General features: G+C 66.9%; 16 protein-coding genes. 14 read left to right on the top strand and 2 right to left on the bottom strand.

Going from position 1 to position 18110, the window contains the following annotated elements:
- Positions 1–35: 35 nt before the first annotated feature.
- The gene (gene dprA / locus CCD76_RS13500) at positions 36–1208 is read right to left on the bottom strand and encodes a DNA-processing protein DprA (RefSeq protein WP_087719980.1); all 1173 of its coding nucleotides are present in this window, start codon (positions 1206–1208) and stop codon (positions 36–38) included.
- A 94-nt stretch (positions 1209–1302) separates the two neighbouring features.
- Complete coding sequence (locus CCD76_RS13495) at positions 1303–2463, bottom strand: LysM peptidoglycan-binding domain-containing protein (RefSeq protein WP_179208926.1); 1161 nt, start codon at positions 2461–2463, stop codon at positions 1303–1305.
- Positions 2464–2653: 190 nt separating this feature from the next.
- Between CCD76_RS13495 and def the strand changes: the two genes are divergently transcribed.
- The 14 genes from def to CCD76_RS13420 all read left to right on the top strand — a co-directional run bounded on the left by def (position 2654) and on the right by CCD76_RS13420 (position 18104).
- Positions 2654–3160, top strand: a complete 507-nt coding sequence (gene def / locus CCD76_RS13490; RefSeq protein WP_087719978.1) for a peptide deformylase — start codon at positions 2654–2656, stop codon at positions 3158–3160.
- A gap of 135 nt (positions 3161–3295) precedes the next feature.
- Complete coding sequence (gene fmt, locus CCD76_RS13485) at positions 3296–4294, top strand: methionyl-tRNA formyltransferase (protein ID WP_087719977.1); 999 nt, start codon at positions 3296–3298, stop codon at positions 4292–4294.
- Entirely contained in the window at positions 4291–5607 is a 1317-nt protein-coding gene (gene rsmB / locus CCD76_RS13480; protein ID WP_087719976.1) for a 16S rRNA (cytosine(967)-C(5))-methyltransferase RsmB, read from the top strand. Before fmt ends, rsmB begins: the two co-directional genes overlap by 4 nt.
- Positions 5608–5770: 163 nt before the next feature.
- Positions 5771–6553, top strand: coding sequence for a hypothetical protein (locus CCD76_RS13475; RefSeq protein WP_087719975.1), 783 nt, complete (start codon positions 5771–5773; stop codon positions 6551–6553).
- 1 nt (position 6554) lies between these two features.
- On the top strand, positions 6555–7595 hold the full coding sequence (locus tag CCD76_RS13470) for an extracellular solute-binding protein (protein ID WP_087719974.1): 1041 nt from the start codon (positions 6555–6557) through the stop codon (positions 7593–7595).
- Positions 7592–9100, top strand: coding sequence for an ABC transporter permease (locus tag CCD76_RS13465; RefSeq protein WP_218777036.1), 1509 nt, complete (start codon positions 7592–7594; stop codon positions 9098–9100). The genes CCD76_RS13470 and CCD76_RS13465 overlap by 4 nt, the downstream gene beginning before the upstream one ends.
- A 58-nt stretch (positions 9101–9158) precedes the next feature.
- On the top strand, positions 9159–10172 hold the full coding sequence (locus CCD76_RS13460; RefSeq protein ID WP_087719973.1) for an ABC transporter ATP-binding protein: 1014 nt from the start codon (positions 9159–9161) through the stop codon (positions 10170–10172).
- 151 nt (positions 10173–10323) lie between these two features.
- Complete coding sequence (gene pncA / locus CCD76_RS13455; RefSeq protein WP_256961309.1) at positions 10324–11019, top strand: bifunctional nicotinamidase/pyrazinamidase; 696 nt, start codon at positions 10324–10326, stop codon at positions 11017–11019.
- Between the two features lie 117 nt (positions 11020–11136).
- Entirely contained in the window at positions 11137–11343 is a 207-nt protein-coding gene (locus tag CCD76_RS13450) for a dodecin (protein ID WP_071229935.1), read from the top strand.
- 178 nt (positions 11344–11521) lie between these two features.
- Positions 11522–12895 carry a Trk system potassium transporter TrkA gene (gene trkA / locus CCD76_RS13445; RefSeq protein WP_071229936.1) on the top strand — a complete coding sequence of 458 codons (1374 nt, stop codon included), beginning with the start codon at positions 11522–11524 and terminating at the stop codon, positions 12893–12895.
- 55 nt (positions 12896–12950) lie between these two features.
- Positions 12951–14399 (top strand): TrkH family potassium uptake protein, encoded by a 1449-nt coding sequence (locus CCD76_RS13440; protein ID WP_087719972.1) that lies wholly within the window; start codon positions 12951–12953, stop codon positions 14397–14399.
- Positions 14400–14643: 244 nt separating this feature from the next.
- Positions 14644–15888, top strand: a complete 1245-nt coding sequence (gene sstT / locus CCD76_RS13435; RefSeq protein WP_087719971.1) for a serine/threonine transporter SstT — start codon at positions 14644–14646, stop codon at positions 15886–15888.
- Between the two features lie 168 nt (positions 15889–16056).
- Entirely contained in the window at positions 16057–17271 is a 1215-nt protein-coding gene (locus CCD76_RS13430) for a TraB/GumN family protein (protein ID WP_087719970.1), read from the top strand.
- Between the two features lie 359 nt (positions 17272–17630).
- Positions 17631–18104: an Hsp20 family protein gene (locus CCD76_RS13420; protein WP_087719968.1), complete on the top strand. Its 474-nt coding sequence runs from the start codon at positions 17631–17633 to the stop codon at positions 18102–18104.
- The last annotated feature ends 6 nt before the right edge of the window (positions 18105–18110 follow it).

The following is an 18110-nucleotide window of genomic DNA, read 5'->3' as shown; positions in this document are numbered from 1 at the left end:
GACGGCCCCGATCCCGGTAGAGATGACGCAGGGCGTCACCCCCCTCTTCTGACCCAACCGCCGGAGGTCTGGGCCGCCCAGCCGTCGAGTTCGAGTTCGAGCAGCCCCAGCTGTATGTCGGCCACCGACTGCCCGGTCAGTTCGACCAGCAGATCCACCGGCGTCGGCGCGTCGCTGAGCGCCGCCAGCAAGGGCGAGTCGGGAGCGGCAGACGCGACGCCGGGTAACGACGGATTCGCCGCGATCCGTGGCGATGACGGCGAGAATTGGCTCGACTCGGCATGCGCTGTCGGGAGAACGCCAGACACTGGCACCTGCCAGGCGGCAAGGTCGTCGAGGATGTCGTCGACGTGGCGAACCAGCGCCGCCTCGCCCTGGCGGATCAAGCGCAGGCAGCCCGTCGATTGCGGGTTGTGGATCGATCCCGGTATCGCGAAGACCTCCCGATCCTGCTCCAGCGCCAGGCGCGCGCTGACCAGAGAACCGCTCTTCTCGGCCGCCTCCACTACCAGCACGCCCTGAGATAGCCCCGTGATCAGACGGTTACGCCGCGGGAAGAAGCGGGGATGGGCTCGGGTCGTGGGCGGATGCTCGGACAGCAGCAAGCCCTGCCCCGCCAGCAGCTCCCGGTACAGCGAGGCATGGCGCGGCGGATAGATCACATCCACGCCACAGCCGAGCACGCCGATGGTGGCGCCGCCGGCCTGCAACGCCGCTCGCTGGGCGGCGCCGTCGATGCCCAGAGCCATGCCGCTGGCGATGCAGAATCCTTTCGCAACGAGATCCCGGGCGAAACGCGTGGCGTTGTCCTGGCCTTCCCGCGTGGGTCGTCGGGTACCGACGACCGCCATGGCGGGGCGATTCAGCACCTCGAGATCACCCTTGGCCCACAGCACCGTCGGCGGGTCCGGCAGTTGAGTCAGCAGGTCGGGCCATGCCGGATGTCCGGGATGGAGAAGATGATGGCGGGCATCGGCCCGCTCCCACTCGAGCGCGGCATCGACCGCGGGCGTAAGCGGGCTGCGCGCGGGATGGTCCAGCCACAGACGCAGCGGTTGGGCCAGATTCGCGGGTAGCGCCGCCAGCCATCCCTGGGGCCAGTGCAGGTCGTCGCCCTCCCGCCAGCGGCGCAGCAGCGGTGCCAGTCTGGCCGGCCCTAGCCCCGGCAGGGCATCCAGTGCCAGCCAATCGCGCAGCTCCGGGCTCATGACCGCCCCTCATCCACGGCGTGACCGACCGTTCGCCAGACGGCTTCCATCCACGACGCCCCGATCCAAGACGCCACGGTCGGCGCGGTGCCGATCACGGCGCGCCTCCGCTGGCTACGACTTCTCGGAGATCGCTCGGCACCACGAGTCGATCGCCCACCGCCAGCGCCTGCGAGGCGCGCATCACCAGGGCGTAACTGAGATGCTCGAAGACCCGGAACACCATTACAGCGCCGGCCTCGGTATCCGGCAATGTCACCCACTCGTCGCGCACATCGTCGCGCACGCGCTCGCCCTGACGCATCACCTGCAGCACATGGCCCGTCTCGAGCCCGTCGGCACGGCCGCGATCGATCGCCACGACATCATGGCGGCCGATGAAGCGCACACCGTCCGGCACGGAAAGAATGGTTGCCACGACCGGTGTTTCAGGCGCCCTCGGCTGGAACTGCGTCGCGATGCCGCCTTCGTCCAGCGCCAGCAGATAGTCGCCATTGCGAATCTCCTGTACCGCATCCAGCACCTTCAGCTCGCCGACACCATCGACGTTCCGCCGCACCCGCGCATGGCCGAGGCGATGCAGCTCCAGCCCCAGCGACCTCGTCTCCGAGCCCTGCCCTTCCGACTCGGACGACATGGGCGCACGGTAATCGCTGCCCGGCCGATAGATGCCCAACGTGGTGCCCGTCGCCGGCAACCGGCCATGGGCATAGAGCGTATCGCCAGCGCCGCTCAACAATCGCTGGGCCTGGCCAGCGACCACCGTTGGCGCATCGGCCAGCACGCCGGGGTCGACGATCTGATAGGACTCGAGGAAGACCCGGATGCGATCCAGCGGCAGGCTGGGCACCGCCTCCCGGGCCGGGGGGCGGCGTACGCTGGGAGAGAGCCGAACCGTCTCGCCACGCCCGCGCTCCAGGGCAAGATGCGGCGCGCCATCGGTCGCCACCAGCCGGATCACGTCTCCCGGATAAAGCTGCCGTGGCGAGGCCACCTGCGGGTTGCGCTGCCATAGCGCCTGCCACTGCCACGGCGAATCGAGAAAGCGCGCCGCGATGCTCCACAGCGTGTCACCCTCGCGAACCGTGTAGCTGGCCGGCGCATCCGCTTTCAGCGACAGCGGCTCCTGAGCCGACAGCGCCCACACCGGGGTCGGCGATGCGACCAGCAGCCCCAGGCCACCAACCAGCAGCAGCCGTCCCGCCATGGCGCGGCAACGGGCGCGGCTCGCTCGCCAACCATCCAAACTGATCATTGCTGTTGTCATCCCCAAGGGTGGGCCACCGACGTCATCTCCTATAGATCGGCGCCGGCAGGACGGACTTGAGGGCGCGCCCCGTTGCGGGGTCCGCCCCACCGCCTCGGAACAGCGGTTTCCCCGTCGGCGCTGGCGCTCTACAATAGGGCAGATCACGTCACTCATGCCGATAGGCACGCAAACGAATATGGCCATCAGAACCATTCTCCAATATCCCGATCCGCGCCTTCGTACCAAGGCAGCGCCGGTCGCCCAGGTCGACGACGAGATCCGCACGCTGGTCGACGACATGCTGGAAACCATGTACGACGCCTCCGGTATCGGCCTGGCCGCCACGCAGATCGACATCCACCAGCGCGTGATCGTCATGGACGTCAGCGACGATCGCAACAGCCCGCTGGTGCTGATCAACCCGACCTACGAACCGCTGGACGACGAACGCGAGCCGCTGCAGGAAGGCTGCCTGTCGATCCCCGACTACTACGCCGAGGTGCCGCGGGCACTGCGCGTCCATCTCGAGGCGACCGATCGCGACGGCAACGCCTACGAGCTGGATGCCGACGGCCTGCTAGCTCACTGCATCCAGCACGAGTGCGATCATCTCGAGGGCGTACTGTTCGTCGACTATCTGTCGCCGTTGAAGCGCGACCGGATTCTCAAGAAGATGCAGAAGCGCCAGAAACAGGACGCCTGATCGCCCGTCGCGTCATCTTCAGGCTTTCGAAGGCCGGCCGTCCTCGCGACGCCGGCCTTTCGTCATTGCTCTTCAGGGTTTACCCACTGCAGGCATCACTCATCCTCAGGCATTCACTCGTCAGGAACGTATCGAATGAGTCACCGTGTTGAAGGGCAGCCGCTGCGTATCGTCTTTGCCGGCACGCCGGATTTCGCGGCCGAGAGTCTCAAGGCCGTGCTCGCCTCCCGCCATCAGGTCGTCGGAGTCTACACGCAGCCGGACCGCCCCGCCGGCCGTGGCCGCAAGCTCACGCCCAGCCCGGTCAAGCGCCTGGCACTCGAGCACGAACTGCCGGTGGAACAGCCGCTCAGCCTCAAGGACGAAGAGGCCCAGCGGCGGCTGGCCGAATTCGAGGCCGATGTCATGATCGTCGTTGCCTACGGCCTGTTGCTGCCGCAGGCGGTGCTCGACATTCCCCGGCTGGGCTGTCTCAACGTGCACGCCTCGCTGTTGCCGCGCTGGCGCGGCGCAGCGCCGATCCAGCGCGCCATCGAGGCGGGCGATAGCGAGAGCGGCATCACCCTGATGCAGATGGATGCCGGTCTCGATACTGGCGACATGCTGCTGATCAAGCGCACCGCCATCGACGACACCACCACCGGCGGCGACCTGCATGACCGCCTCGCCGCACTGGGTGGAGAAACCCTGGTCGAGGGCCTCGACGCGCTGGCCGAACAAGGCCTGACCGCCACGCCGCAACCGCAGGACGGCGTGACCTATGCCAGCAAGCTCTCCAAGCCCGAGGCGGAGCTGGACTTCCACCAGCCGGCGGCAGCGCTGTCGCGCCGGATTCGCGCCTTCAACCCCTGGCCGGTGGCCTGGACCCGGCTGGAGGGCGAGCCGCTGCGGCTGTGGTTCGCCGAGGAGGATCAGCGGCGCCCCGCCGACCCGGCCGGCGCGCCCGGCACGCTGCTCGCCCATGATGCCGACGCGCTGCGCATCGCCTGCGGCCCACAGGGCGACGAGGTGCTGCGCGTCACCCGCGCCCAGTTGCCCGGTGGCAAGCCACTGGCCGTGCGCGACCTGCTCAATTCCCGCGCCGAGCGGGTACGTCCCGGCCTGCGTCTGGGCGTCGCAGGAGAGTCCTCATGAGCGGCCAGCACGTGCGCGCCGCCGCCGCCCGCGCGCTGGTGCCGGTGCTCACCGCCCAGGGTTCGCTGGCGGGGCTGGAGGCGGCGCTCGCGGCCGGCGGCGTAGCCGAGCGCGACCGCAGCCTGGCCAAGGCGCTGTGCTTCGGCGTCTGCCGCACGCTGCCACGCCTGCAGGCGCTCGCCCGCGAGCTGCTGCGCCAGCCCTTCAAGCGCCGCGATCAGGACGTCCAGGCGCTGCTGCTGCTGGGGCTGTATCAGCTGCTCTACATGCGCGTGCCGGCCCATGCCGCGGTGGGCGAGACCGCCGGCGCCGCACGCCTGCTTGGCAAGGCGTGGGCGACCCGTGTGCTCAACGGCTGCCTGCGTCGCCTACAGCGCGAGTCCGACACGCTGCAGGCAGGTGTCGATCGCGATCCGGCCGTGGCGCAGTTGCACCCCGCCTGGCTGCTCGAGGCGCTGCGCCAGGCCTGGCCCGCTGCGTGGCAGGCGGTGGCGGCCGCCAACAACCAGCCGGGCCCGATGACGCTGCGCGTCAACCGGCGGCGCACCACGCGCGAGGATTATCTTACGCGTCTCGGCGAGGCCGGTCTCGAGGCGACGCCCTGCGCGCACGCCGCGGACGGCCTGACATTGTCGACACCCTGCGATGTACAGGCCCTGCCGGGCTTTGCGCAAGGCGATGTCAGCGTTCAGGACGAGGCGGCCCAGCTCAGTGCCGAGCTGCTCGCCCCCGCGCTCGCGGCGCACCCCGGCGCGCGGGTGCTCGACGCCTGTTGCGCCCCCGGCGGCAAGACGGCGCATCTGCTCGAGCGCTTCGACATCGACCTGCTCGGCGTGGACAGCGATGCCGAGCGCCTGGCACGCGTCGAGAACACCTTGGCGCGGCTTGATCTCAACGCGTCCCTGCAACAGGCCGATGCGGTTTCACGCGACTGGTGGGACGGCCGCCCCTTCGACGCCATCCTGCTGGATGCACCCTGCTCGGGCACCGGCGTGATTCGCCGCCACCCGGACATCAAGGCGCTGCGTCGTCCCGGCGACATTCGTGAACTCGCCGCGCTGCAGGCGCGCCTGCTCGACAATCTCTGGGCGTTGCTCGCCCCGGGCGGCACGCTGCTCTACGCCACCTGCTCGGTGATGCCAGCGGAGAATCGCGAGCAGATTCAGGCCTTCGTCGCCCGCACGTCCGACGCCGAACTCACCACGCCCGAAGAGACCGGCTGGGGGCAGCCGTCCGGCGGCGGGCGCCAGCTGTTGCCCCGGGAAGGGGGGCATGACGGCTTCTTCTACGCCCGGCTGGTCAAGCGGCGGTAGCGTCGTGGCGTCTGGCCGTCATGCGCTGCCGGCTGCCACCGCGCTCCTGGCCAGGACGCAAGTCTTCCGGGCGTACCGAGCGACCAGCGAAAAAGGGTTGAAATGAGAACCATTCACAGTATGATGGATATCATTCGCATTTCGCCCCGTTTGGAGACATGGAATGAGTCGAGTAGACCGCTTCCCCCGCAAGACGCTGTTCGCTGCCAAGACACTGTTCGCTGCCAAGACACTGCCCGCTGCCATGCTGACCCTGGGCCTGGCGGCAGGCACTGCTCAGGCCAGTGGTGATCTCGACACCTACGCGGCCGAGGTCGAGGCGATGACCGCCACGCTGGACACCCTCGTCACGGAGCATGCCGACCAGGAAGGTGTCGACGACGACATCGCCAGGCTCAAGCAGCAGTGGTCGGACGCCGAGTACCACGAGGCGCTGGAAGAGCATGCCCAGGTGGTCTATCCGCTCATCTGGCAGGCGTACGGTGGCCTGGAAAGAGCCCTCGAGCAGGACGCCTCCCACCGTGAAGTCGTCGCCGCCGCCGACCAGGTGCGCAGCGCGCTCTGGCAGGGACTGGGCGGGCTGCGCGTGGCGTACGCCGAACCGGCCGAATCCGGTGCTGCCGTTCAGGGCGATGCCGCCACCGTCACCGCCATCCAGGCCGCTCTCGACAAAGCGCTGGGTGAGTACTACGAAGGCGAGCTCGAAGAAGCCAACGAGCTGATCCATGCGGCCTACATGGAGCATTTCGAAGGTCTCGAAGGCAAGCTGATCGCGTTGGATCCCGAGCTCGTCGAAGGTCTTGAAGAAGATTTCAATGCCACGCTGCCCAAGCGTATGGAACAGGGCAACGACGGCCAGGTCAGCAAGCTGGTCGGCACCATGAAGGCGCGTCTCGACAAGGCACGCGACCTGCTCGCCGGCCAGGAAAAACAAGAGGTCTTCTGACATGGATCGCCGCACCCTGCTCAAGTCGGCTCTCGCCCTGGGCTTGCTCGGCCCGACGCGGCTGCTGGCCGGCGACGCCGCGACAGGCGACGCTGCCACGGCCCGCTCCGTCGAGGAACTGCCCGCGCTTCAGGGCAAGCTGACGGTCTATCTGGGACGCGGCGAGGGCGGCCTGTACGACACCCTCGTGACAGCCATTCGCAAGCGCAATCCAAAGCTCGACCTGCAGGTCCGGCGCGGGCCTTCCGCCTCACTGGCCAATACGCTGGTGGCCGAACATCAGGCCGGCGTGCAGCGCGCCGACCTGTTCTGGTCGATCGACTCCAGCTCGCTGGGCCTGGTGGCGGACCAGGGCATGACGCATCCCCTCCCGGAAACCATCCGCGCGCGGATACGCGACCCCTTCCAGTACCGTCACTGGGCCGCGGTGTCGGGGCGCATTCGTAGCGTGCCCTACAATCCCCGGCGCGTCTCGGCCGATCAGTTGCCCGACGACATCATGGCCTTCGCCGACAGCGATCTGAAGATCGGCTGGGCACCGGCCTACGGCGCCTTTCAGTCGTTCGTGACCGCCATGCGCCTGCTCGAGGGCGAGCAACGCACGCGCCAGTGGCTGCTCGGCGTCAAGCCGCATGCCACTAGCTACGCCGGCGAGTTCGGAGTGGTCATGGCGGTCGAGCGCGGCGAGGTCGACGTGGGCTTCGCCAATCATTACTACACCCTGCGCCTCAAGCAGGGCATGCCGGATGCCTCGGTGCAGCTCGCCTTCACCGACGATGATGCCGGCTGTCTGGTCAATGCCTCCGGCGTGGCCCTGCTCAGCGACAACCCGGCCGCCGTCGGCTTCGTGCGCTATCTGCTGACGCGCGAGGTGCAGGAGTACCTGGCCACGCAAGCCTTCGAGCTACCCATGGTCCGGGGCGTCGCGATGCCCGCAGGCCTGCCGCCGATGAACCGGATCGACCCGCCCGAGGTGGAACTCACGCGGCTGGCGGACCTCAGGCCCACCTTGGCGCTGATGCGCGAAACCGGGGTGCTGTGATTTTTCGCCGTATCAGCTGGTGGCTCAGCGGGCTCATCGCCGCCGTGGTGCTGTCGCCGATCGCGGTGCTGTGCGCTCTGGGGCTCGGTGCCGACCTGGACTTCGGGGGCAGCCTGCCGAGGATCCTGGGCAACACCCTGGCGCTTGCCGCCCTGACCATGGTCGGCGCCGTGCTGCTCGGCGTGCCCCTGGCGCTCGTGACCCGTTACGCGAGCCTGCCGGGGCAGCGCTTCTGGGTCGCCTTGCTCTGTGCCCCGCTGGCCGTCCCCAGCTACCTGGGAGCGTTCGCCTTCTTTGCCGCCTTCGGGCCGGGGGGCGAGATGACCGCACTCACCGGCATCGCCACGCCATCCGTCCAGGGCCTGGCCGGCGCGACGCTGGTGATGACGCTCTATACCTTCCCGTTCGTGCTGCTCAGCACCCGGGCCGCACTGGCCGGACTGGATGCCAGCGTGGTCGACGCGGCGCGCACCCTGGGCATGTCGCTGCCGATGGCCTTGCTGCGGGTGGTCCTGCCACGCGCACGCAACGGGATTGCCGCGGGAGCGCTGCTGGTGGCGCTGTACACGCTCTCCGACTTCGGCACGCCGGCCATCATGCGCCTGGATACCTTTACCCGCGTCATCTACGTCGAATACAACGCCTTCGGCCTCGGCCAGGCCGCTCTCTTGTCGCTGCAGTTGCTGGGGCTGGTGGCGCTGGTGCTGCTTCTGGAAGCCCGGACCCGCACGCCGCGCGAACGCCCCGGCCGACCACTCAGCCTGCACCTGAGTCCGGCCGTGAAGGTCCTGAGCCTGCTGGCCGCCGTGGCGATCGGTCTGGCGGCACTGGCGCTGCCGGTGGCGGTGTTCACGCTCTGGCTGCTACGCGACGGCTTTACCGGCTTCGACCCCAGCTACCTGCTCAACTCGGTCTACGCCTCGCTGCTGGCGGCCGCCGGCACGGTGCTGCTCGCCCTGCCGGTGGCCCTTGCCGCGTCCGCGGGCCGCTCGGGAAGGCTGTTCGAGCGTATCGCCTATCTGGGCTTCGGCCTTCCCGGCATCGTGCTGGGCACCGCGCTGGTCTACATCGGCCTGCAGCTGGAATTTCTCTATCAGACGCTGGCCTTGCTGGTGATCGCCTACATGATACGTTTTCTGCCGCTGGCGGTGGGCGCGGTGCGCGCGCCGCTGGCCCGCAACGGCCGCGACCTGAGCGGGGCGGCACGCAGCCTTGGCGCCTCGCCGCTGGAAGCCTTTCGGCGCGTCAGCCTGCCGTTGAGCCTGCCGGGCATCGTCGCCGGCGCTGCCCTGGTGTTTCTCGAGGCCATGCGCGAGCTGCCGGCCACCCTGCTGTTGCGCCCCACCGGCTTCGAGACGGTGGGCACCTACCTGTGGCGCGTCTATGACGCCGGTTACTTCGGCCGGGGCGCCGTCCCGGGCTTGCTGCTGATGCTGGTCTCAGGTCTCGCCGTCATGCTGATGATCGCCGGCGAGGAGCGTCTGGCGCATCGCTCGACCCGCTAAAGTCGAGCGCCTCAAGGCAGTGCCGCAATGGACTTATTTCACGATTCAGGATGCTACGATGCTAACGATCCGAGACCTGTGGGTGCGCTATGGCGATGACGTCGCGGTCACCGGCCTCGACCTGACGCTTGGCGAAAGCGAGATCATCACCCTGGTGGGACCTACCGGCTGCGGCAAGTCGACCACCCTGCGCACCCTGGCTGGGCTGGAGACGCTCGACGAGGGCGAACTGATCCTCGCCGGCATGCGTATCGACAAGCACACCTACGTACCCCCGGAAAAGCGTGGTATCGGCCTGGTCTTCCAGGACTTCGCGCTGTTTCCGCATCTCAACGTGGAACAGAACATCGGGTTTCGCGTCAAGCAGCGCGACCTCGCCGACCACTGGATCGCCCTGCTGGGGCTTGAGCGTCTGCGCCGCGCGATGCCCGACACCCTGTCGGGCGGTCAGAAGCAGCGTGTCGCCCTGGCCCGTGCGCTGGCGCACTCCCCCTCGCTGGTCCTTCTCGACGAACCGCTGTCGAATCTCGATGCCGCACTCAAGGACAGCCTGCGCCACGAGATCCGCGACGCCCTCAAGACGGCCGGCGTACCGGCGCTGTGGGTGACTCACGACCAGGCCGAAGCGCTGTCGGTCGGCGACCGGATCGGCGTGATGCATGCCGGGCGCCTGGAGCAGCTCGATACACCGGAAACCTGCTTCCGCTCGCCCGCCAGCCGCTTCGTGGCCGAATTTCTCGGCGATGCGGCCTTCCTGCCCGGGCAGCGCACGGCGCAGGGGGCGAACACGGCGCTCGGCCAGGTAACCATAGAGGGCGATACGGCCGGCGCTCACCACCAGGTGGATGTCCTGGTACGCCCCGACGATCTCGGTATCACCGCGTCGACGCCGGGCAACGCCGCCATCGTCTGGGCGCGTTACGAGGGCGAAAGCCGGCTCTACGGCGTCGAACTGGACGACGGCTCCCGACTCAAGGTGCGCGCCAATCATGCCTGCCACTTCCTGCCCGGCGCTCGCGTCACGGTGCAGATCATCGCCAACCATTCCCTGGCGGCCTTCGTGCACTCCTGACGCGGCAAGCCGCAGTGCCATGCTCCATTCCGATCGACGATCTCCAGCGCGGTATTCGCCGGCAGATGACGCGATACGGGATGGCGTGACTTGCGCCCGGCCGAGCAGGCTTCGATACTGAATCCACACCCGTGACGAGGAAGTGCCGGCCGTGCCCGAGAACGATGCCATCGATCCCACGCTCCGCCCACAATCCCAGCCCGCCGCCCTGGCGCTCGACGGTGTTGCCGTCGAACGCGCATTAATCGTCGTCGACGTGCAGCCGGACTTCATGCCCGGCGGCGCGCTGGCTTGTGTCGAGGGCGACGCCATCCTGCCGGGGCTCGAGTGGCTGCTGGCGCAACACGCCTTCGCCCATGTCGTGGCGACGCAGGACTGGCATCCGCCGAGGCACGTCTCGTTCGCCTCCCGGCATCCGCCCCATCAGCCATTCGAGTCGATCGAGCTCTATGGCCACGCCCAGACGCTATGGCCCGACCACTGCATCCAGCGCACCGAGGGCGCGGCGCTGCATCCGGCGATCGACTGGTCCGCCTGCGACGCGATCATTCGCAAGGGCACCGATCCCGGCATCGATTCCTACAGCGCCTTTCGCAACAACATCGGCCCCGACGGCCATCGCCCTGCCACCGGGCTCGCGGGCTGGCTGCGCGATCGCCGCGTCACCGATGTCTACGTCTGCGGGCTGGCGCGGGATGTCTGCGTACTGTGGACTGCCGAAGACGCCGTCGCCGCCGGCTTCAACACCCATTTCCTCTGGCCGCTGACGCGGCCGGTCACGTTCGAGACGGACGACGATACCCGCCAGCGCCTTTCGTCGCTGGGCATCGCCATCGTCGATGCCTGAGCCATCGGCGCGCCTGAATCGTACCTCTTTCCAGGCCCCAGGGAGTCCAGGGGCTATCGAGTCCAGGGGCTTTCAGTCGTCGGCAACGGCCGACGCTTTCAACCAAGGAGCTTTACCATGAGCGACCACGTCTACAAGCAGATCGAACTCACCGGTTCCTCGACCACCAGCATCGAGGATGCCGTCCAGAATGCGCTGACCAAGGCCAGCAAGACCCTGCACGGCATGCGCTGGTTCGAGGTCACCGAAACCCGCGGCCACCTGGAAGACAACAAGCTTTCCCACTGGCAGGTGACGATCAAGGTCGGCGTCACGCTGGATTGAATGACGCCCCCTTGGGCACGGCTCGGGGCCGCTGGCGAGATGTCGCCCGCGGCCCTGTCATTCGGTCGTCCACCTCGTTATGCTACGCGCTGATTTCGGCGCCCGGCGGGGTTCGCCCCGATTTCCCGGCGCCGGGTAAACTGGCAGGCGGTACGCCGTATTTCCGTGATGGTTTGGCATGAAAATTATTATTCTGGGTGCCGGTCAGGTCGGCGGTACGTTGGCCGAACATCTGGCCAATGAAGAGAACGACATCACGGTCGTGGATATCAACGAGGAGCGGCTGCGCGAACTGCAGAACCGTCTCGACATCCGGACGGTGATCGGTACCGCGTCCTACCCCAACATTCTGCGTCAGGCCGGCGGCGAAGATGCCGACATGCTGATCGCGGTGACCAGCTCCGACGAGATCAACATGGTCGCCTGCCAGGTCGCGCATACGCTGTTCCGCACGCCGACCAAGATCGGCCGCGTGCGTTCGACGGCCTACCTGACGCGCAAGAGCCTGTTCTCCAACGACGCCATCCCGGTGGACGTGCTGATCAGCCCGGAGCAGGTGGTCACCGACCATATCCGCCGCCTGATCGAATATCCCGGCGCGCTGCAGGTGCTCGACTTCGCCGGCGGCCTGGCCCAGCTGGTGGCGGTCAAGGCCTACTACGGCGGCCCGCTGGTGGGGCAGGAACTCGGCTTTCTGCGGCGCCACATGCCCGACATCGATACCCGCGTGGCGGCGATCTACCGCCGCGACCGGCCGATCATTCCCACCGGCGACACCGTCATCGAAGCGGACGACGAGGTCTTCTTCATCGCCGCGCGGCGCGATATCCGCACCGTGATGGGCGAGCTGCGCAAGGTCGACCGCGACTTCCGTCGCGTGCTGATCGCCGGGGGCGGCAACATCGGCGAGCGCCTGGCGGAAACGCTGGAACACAAGCATCAGGTCAAGATCATCGAGCACGATCTCGGCCGCTGCGGCACCCTCTCCGAAAAGCTCGACCGCACCGTGGTCCTGCATGGCAGCGCCACCAGCAAGCGGCTGATGCTCGAGGAGAACATCGAGGATTGCGACATCTACTGCGCGCTGACCAACGACGACGAGGTCAACATCATGTCGTCGATGCTGGCCAAGCGCCTCGGCGCCAAGAAGGTGCTGACGCTGATCAACAATGCCGCCTACGTGGATCTGGTCCAGGGTGGCGAGATCGATATCGCCATCTCGCCGCAGCAGACTACCATCGGCAGCCTGCTCACCCACGTGCGCCGGGGCGATATCGTCAATGTGCATTCGCTGCGTCGTGGCGCGGCGGAGGCGATCGAAGCCATCGCCCACGGTGACAAGCGCTCCTCCCGCGTGGTCGGCCGCACCATCGGCGAAGTCGACCTGCCCAGCGGGACCAGTATCGGCGCCATCGTACGGGGCAAGGAGGTCCTGATCGCTCACGACGACGTCATGATCGAGACCGGCGACCACCTGATCCTGTTCGTGATCGACAAGCGCCGCATTCGCGATGTCGAGCGGCTATTCCAAGTCGGCCTGACGTTCTTCTGATGACGATCATGTTACGCCACCCCTGTCCGCCACAGCCGATCGGGAACGCCTCGCCGTGAATCTGCTCGTGATTCTCCGCATCGTCGGTCTACTGCTGATGCTGTTCAGCCTGACCATGGTGCCGCCGATCGTCATCGCCCGGATCTTTCACGATGGCAACTGGCACGCCTTTGGCGCCGGCATGGCGATTTCGGTCGTCACCGGGGCGCTGCTCTACTGGCCCAACCGGAAGGCCAAGCGCGAGCTGCGCACCCGCGACGGTTTCCTCATCACGGTGCTGTTCTGGAGCGTTCTCGGACTGTTCGGGACGATTCCTTTCATGGTCTCCGAAGCGCCGTCGATGTCGTTCACCGATGCGGTATTCGAGTCGTTTTCCGGGCTCACCACGACCGGGGCGACCGTGCTCAGCGGCATCGACCATCTGCCGGCGTCGATTCGCTTCTACCGCCAGCAGCTCCAATGGCTGGGCGGGATGGGGATCGTCGTGCTCGCGGTGGCGATCCTGCCGACGCTGGGCATCGGCGGCATGCAGCTCTACCGGACCGAGATCCCGGGCCCGTTGAAGGATTCCAAGCTGACGCCGCGAATCACCGAGACGGCCAAGGCGCTGTGGTACATCTACGTGATCCTGACCGTGGTCTGCGCGCTGGCCTATTGGGCCGCGGGAATGAACTGGTTCGATGCCATCGGCCACAGCTTCGCCACTGTGGCCGTCGGCGGATTCTCCACCTACGATGCCAGCATCGGCCACTTCGACAGCACCACCATCGAGATGATCTGCGTGTTCTTCATGATCGTCTCCTCGGTCAGCTTCGGCCTGCACTTCGCGGTATGGCGCGAGCGGCGCCTGCTGCAGTACATCCGCGATCCGGAATTCCGCTTCTTCGTGACCTTCCTGGGCTTGCTGATCGCCATCACCATCATCACGCTGTTCGCCACCGGCACCTATCACGACGCCACCGGCATCCGCCACGGGCTGTTCGAGGCGGTCTCGGTGGCGACCACGTCGGGCTTCAGCGTCGCCGACTTCACGCTGTGGCCCGGCGTGCTGCCGATCATGCTGTTCATGGCGGCCTTCGTCGGCGCCTGTTCGGGGTCCGCGGGCGGCGGCATGAAGGTGATCCGTATCCTGCTGATCCTGAAACAGGGCATCCGCGAGATTCACCGCCTGATCCACCCCAACGCCGTGTTCGCCGTCAAGGTCGGCAAGATGCGCATTTCCGAGGGGGTCGCCGAAGCCGTGTGGGGATTCTTCTCTGTCTACATGATGCTGTTCGTGGTGATGCTGCTGGCCCTGCTCGCCACCGGGCTCGATCAGGTGACGGCGTGGTCGGCGATCGGCTCGGCACTCAACAACCTGGGCCCGGGGCTCGGTGATGTCTCGACCGATTACGGCGACGTTCCCAGTGCCGCCAAATGGATCCTGGTGCTGGCGATGATGCTGGGGCGCCTCGAGATCTTCACCATTCTGGTACTGTTCACGCCGGCCTTCTGGCGTCGCTGAGCGGCCGGCGCTCACTCCCCTCTTCTCGAATCCATTTCCCCGCTTCTCGAATCCATCGTTTCCCCGAAATCCATCGTTTTTTCACCACCAATCCGCTGCCGCGCTGGTCGATATCACCAGGGATCGCGCGCCGGGCAGGGTTTCCGGCGAGTGTCGCGCCGGCAGCGATGATAGAATGCCGCCCTTCGTGGCTACGCTGCCATCCCATCTCGGTATCCTCAAGCAAGAGTCATAAGAGAGAGTCATGTCCGCCAGTTCCGACACCCGAACCGCTTCCTCGCGCCTGCCTCGCATCGGGCTCATTCCCCAGATCCTGATCGGCATCGTGGCGGGCCTGATCCTGGCCTCGCTGGCGCCGTCGACCGCCGCATCGTTCGCCATTCTGGGCGATCTCTTCATCGGCGCGCTCAAGGCGGTCGCGCCGATTCTGGTGTTCGTACTGGTAATGGCGGCCATCGCCAGCCATCAGCGCGGCCAGCCGACCCAGGTGCGCGGGGTGTTGATGCTCTATCTGATCGGCACGCTGGTTGCCGCACTGGTCGCCGTGACGGCGAGTTTTCTCTTTCCGACCTCGCTGATCATCGACGCCCCCAGAGCCGATGGCACGCCGCCGACCGGCATTGCCGAGATCCTGCGCAACCTGGCCATGAGCGCGGTGGACAATCCGATCCATGCGCTGATCGAGGCCAATTTCATCGGCATCCTGACCTGGGCCGTGGGACTCGGGCTGCTGCTGCGCAATGCCAGCGATACCACGCGCCGGGCATTGGCCGACGTTTCGGATGCGGTCTCCGGGCTAGTGCGCTGGGTGATTCGCCTTGCGCCGCTGGGCATCTTCGGGCTGGTCGCCAACACCTTCGCCTCGACCGGCATGAGCGCCCTGGCGGATTACGCCCAGCTGCTGGCGGTGCTGCTCGGCTGCATGGTCTTCGTGGCGCTGGTGACCAATCCCCTGATCGTGTTCCTCTACACGCGCCGCAACCCGTACCCGCTGGTCTTTGCCTGCCTGCGCGGCAGTGCCATCACTGCCTTCTTCACCCGCAGCAGCGCGGCTAACATTCCGGTCAACATGGCGCTGTGCGAACGGCTCGACCTGCATCCGGACACCTACTCCGTCTCGATCCCGCTGGGCGCCACGATCAACATGTCCGGCGCGGCGATCACCATCACCGTGATGACGCTGGCCGCTGCCAACACCCTGGGCATCGGCGTGGACTTCGCCACGGCGTTCCTGCTGTGCATCGTCTCGGCACTGGCGGCATGCGGCGTTTCCGGCGTGGCCGGCGGCTCCCTGCTGCTGATCCCGATGGCCGCCAGCCTGTTCGGCATCTCGGCGGACGTCGCCATGCAGGTCGTCGCCATCGGCTTCGTCATCAGCGTAATCCAGGACTCCACCGAGACCGCGCTCAACTCCTCCACCGACGTGCTGTTTACCGCCGCGGCCTGCCGTTCGCCCCGCGCCCGGGCACGTCTGGCCGGGAACGATTGACCGGCAACCGGGATCAGCGCCGCCATCACCGAGCCGTTTTCCGTGTCCACGATGGGTCTTCCGTGTCAACGGCTTGGAGTTTTCCGTGTCAACGGCTTGGAATTGGCGGCGTGACGTGCAATATGGGGCGACTATCCTTCAGTCCTTTCAGTCTTGGAACGCCCCTAGATGTCTGACACCGCCGCCGGACCTCGCGAGACCGCCGAACTCGCCGATCACCACCTGACGCTTCTGGGCACCGCCCACGTTTCCCAGGCCAGCGCCGACGAGGTTCGCGAACTGATTCGCTCCGGCGAATTCGACGCCGTCGCGATCGAACTCTGCACCTCCCGCTACCAGAGCCTGGTCCAGCCCAACGCCATGGCCAAGCTCGATCTGTTCCAGGTGCTCAAGCAGGGCAAGGCGGGCATGGTCGCCGCCAGCCTCGCGCTGGGCGCCTTCCAGCAGCGCGTGGCCGAACAGTCCGGGATCGAACCCGGCGCGGAAATGCGCACGGCGGTCAAGGAGACCCAGCGAGCGGGGCTGCCGCTCTACCTGATCGACCGCGAGATCGGCGTCACCCTCAAGCGCATCTACCAGAACGTGCCCTGGTACAAGCGCTTCAGCCTGATCTCCGGACTGCTGGGCAGCGTGCTGTCGCGGCAGAAGGTCTCCAGCGAGGAGATCGAGAAACTCAAGCAGGGCGACGTGCTCGAATCCACCTTCGCCGAGTTCGCCGAACAGTCCCAGACGCTCTACGAACCCTTGATTACCGAGCGCGACCGCTACATGGCGCTCAAGCTGATCGAGGAACTGCCCGACGGCGAATCGAAGCGCGTGCTGGTGGTGATCGGCGCCGGCCACCTCAAGGGCATGAAGGATCACCTCGAGACCCTGAATCGCCAGCCGCCAGCGCTGGATGCCGTGATCCAGGAACGTGCCAACCTGGAGTCGACCGCGCCCCGTTCGCGCTGGTGGAAAGCGATTCCCTGGGTGATCGTCGCGCTGGTGCTGACCGGCTTCGCCATCGGCTTCAGCCGCGACACCTCCCTCGGCTGGTCACTGGTGGGCGAATGGGTGCTGATCAACGGCAGCTTCTCCGCCCTGGGCGCGCTGATCGCGCTGGGCCACCCGCTGACGATCGCCGCGGCCTTCGTCGGCGCGCCGCTGACCTCGCTCAACCCGACGATCGGCGTCGGCTTCGTGACCGCCGGGGTCGAGCTCTACCTGCGCCGCCCCACCGTCGGAGACTTCTCGCGGCTACGCAGCGACGTCAGCCACTGGCGCGGCTGGTGGCGCAACCGGGTCGCCCGCACGCTGCTGGTCTTCCTGCTCTCGAGCCTCGGCTCCGCCATCGCGACCTGGGTCGCCGGGCTGCGCATCGCCGGGCAGCTGTTCGGCTAGATCGAGTCGATCTCCCGCCGACAGCGGACACTTGAAACCCGCTCCGGCATCTCCATATAGCGCTCGAGACCGGCAACCACGCCGGTTTCGGGCCTTATCGGTTTTTTGGCGGATTCGCTTTCACGAATTTTTGCATCGACCGCTTGAAAACGGATTCGACGGCCCTATTTAACATAATGTCGAGCGGGCAACTCAGGACGGCATCGTCGATGCGCCACTCCCCTCGACGGCAGATGCCGCCAAGCGGGTCTGCGTAGACCACGGAAATATCGCCATACATCGCCGAGCGGGATACCGCGCAAGGCGCACGCATCGATGACGTATTTCCGGACTTCGCTGTCAATCAGGAGGTTAGTACCATGAACACACTGTCACTCTCTCCGCTGTTCCGTCGCTCCGTGGGCTTCGACCGTCTCAATGATCTGTTCGAGTCCGCGATGCAGAACGACGTGCCCAGCTACCCGCCGTACAACGTCGAGAAACATGGCGAGAACGACTACCGTATCGCCGTGGCCACGGCGGGCTTCGCCGAGCAGGAGCTCGACGTCAACGTCGAGAAGCGCGTGCTGACGATCACCGCCGGCAAGGGCGAGCGCCAGGAGGACGACAAGGTGCAGTATCTGCATCAGGGCATCGCCCAGCGCGCCTTCAAGCTGTCGTTCCGGCTCGACGAGAATATCGAGGTCCAGGGCGCCCGGCTCGAGAACGGCCTGCTGATCGTCGATCTGCTCCGCGTCGTGCCCGAAGAGCAGCGCCCGCGCCAGATTCCGATCAACGGCAGCCAGCGCCGCCTGACCGAAACGTCATCGACCGCAGAGACGGTCACTGTCTGAACCGCA

The sequence above is a fragment of the Salinicola salarius genome, assembly GCF_002179555.1.
Lineage (GTDB): Bacteria > Pseudomonadota > Gammaproteobacteria > Pseudomonadales > Halomonadaceae > Salinicola > Salinicola salarius_A.
Note: the sequence above shows the minus strand (reverse complement) of the source record. Positions and strands in the feature narration are given on the sequence as shown.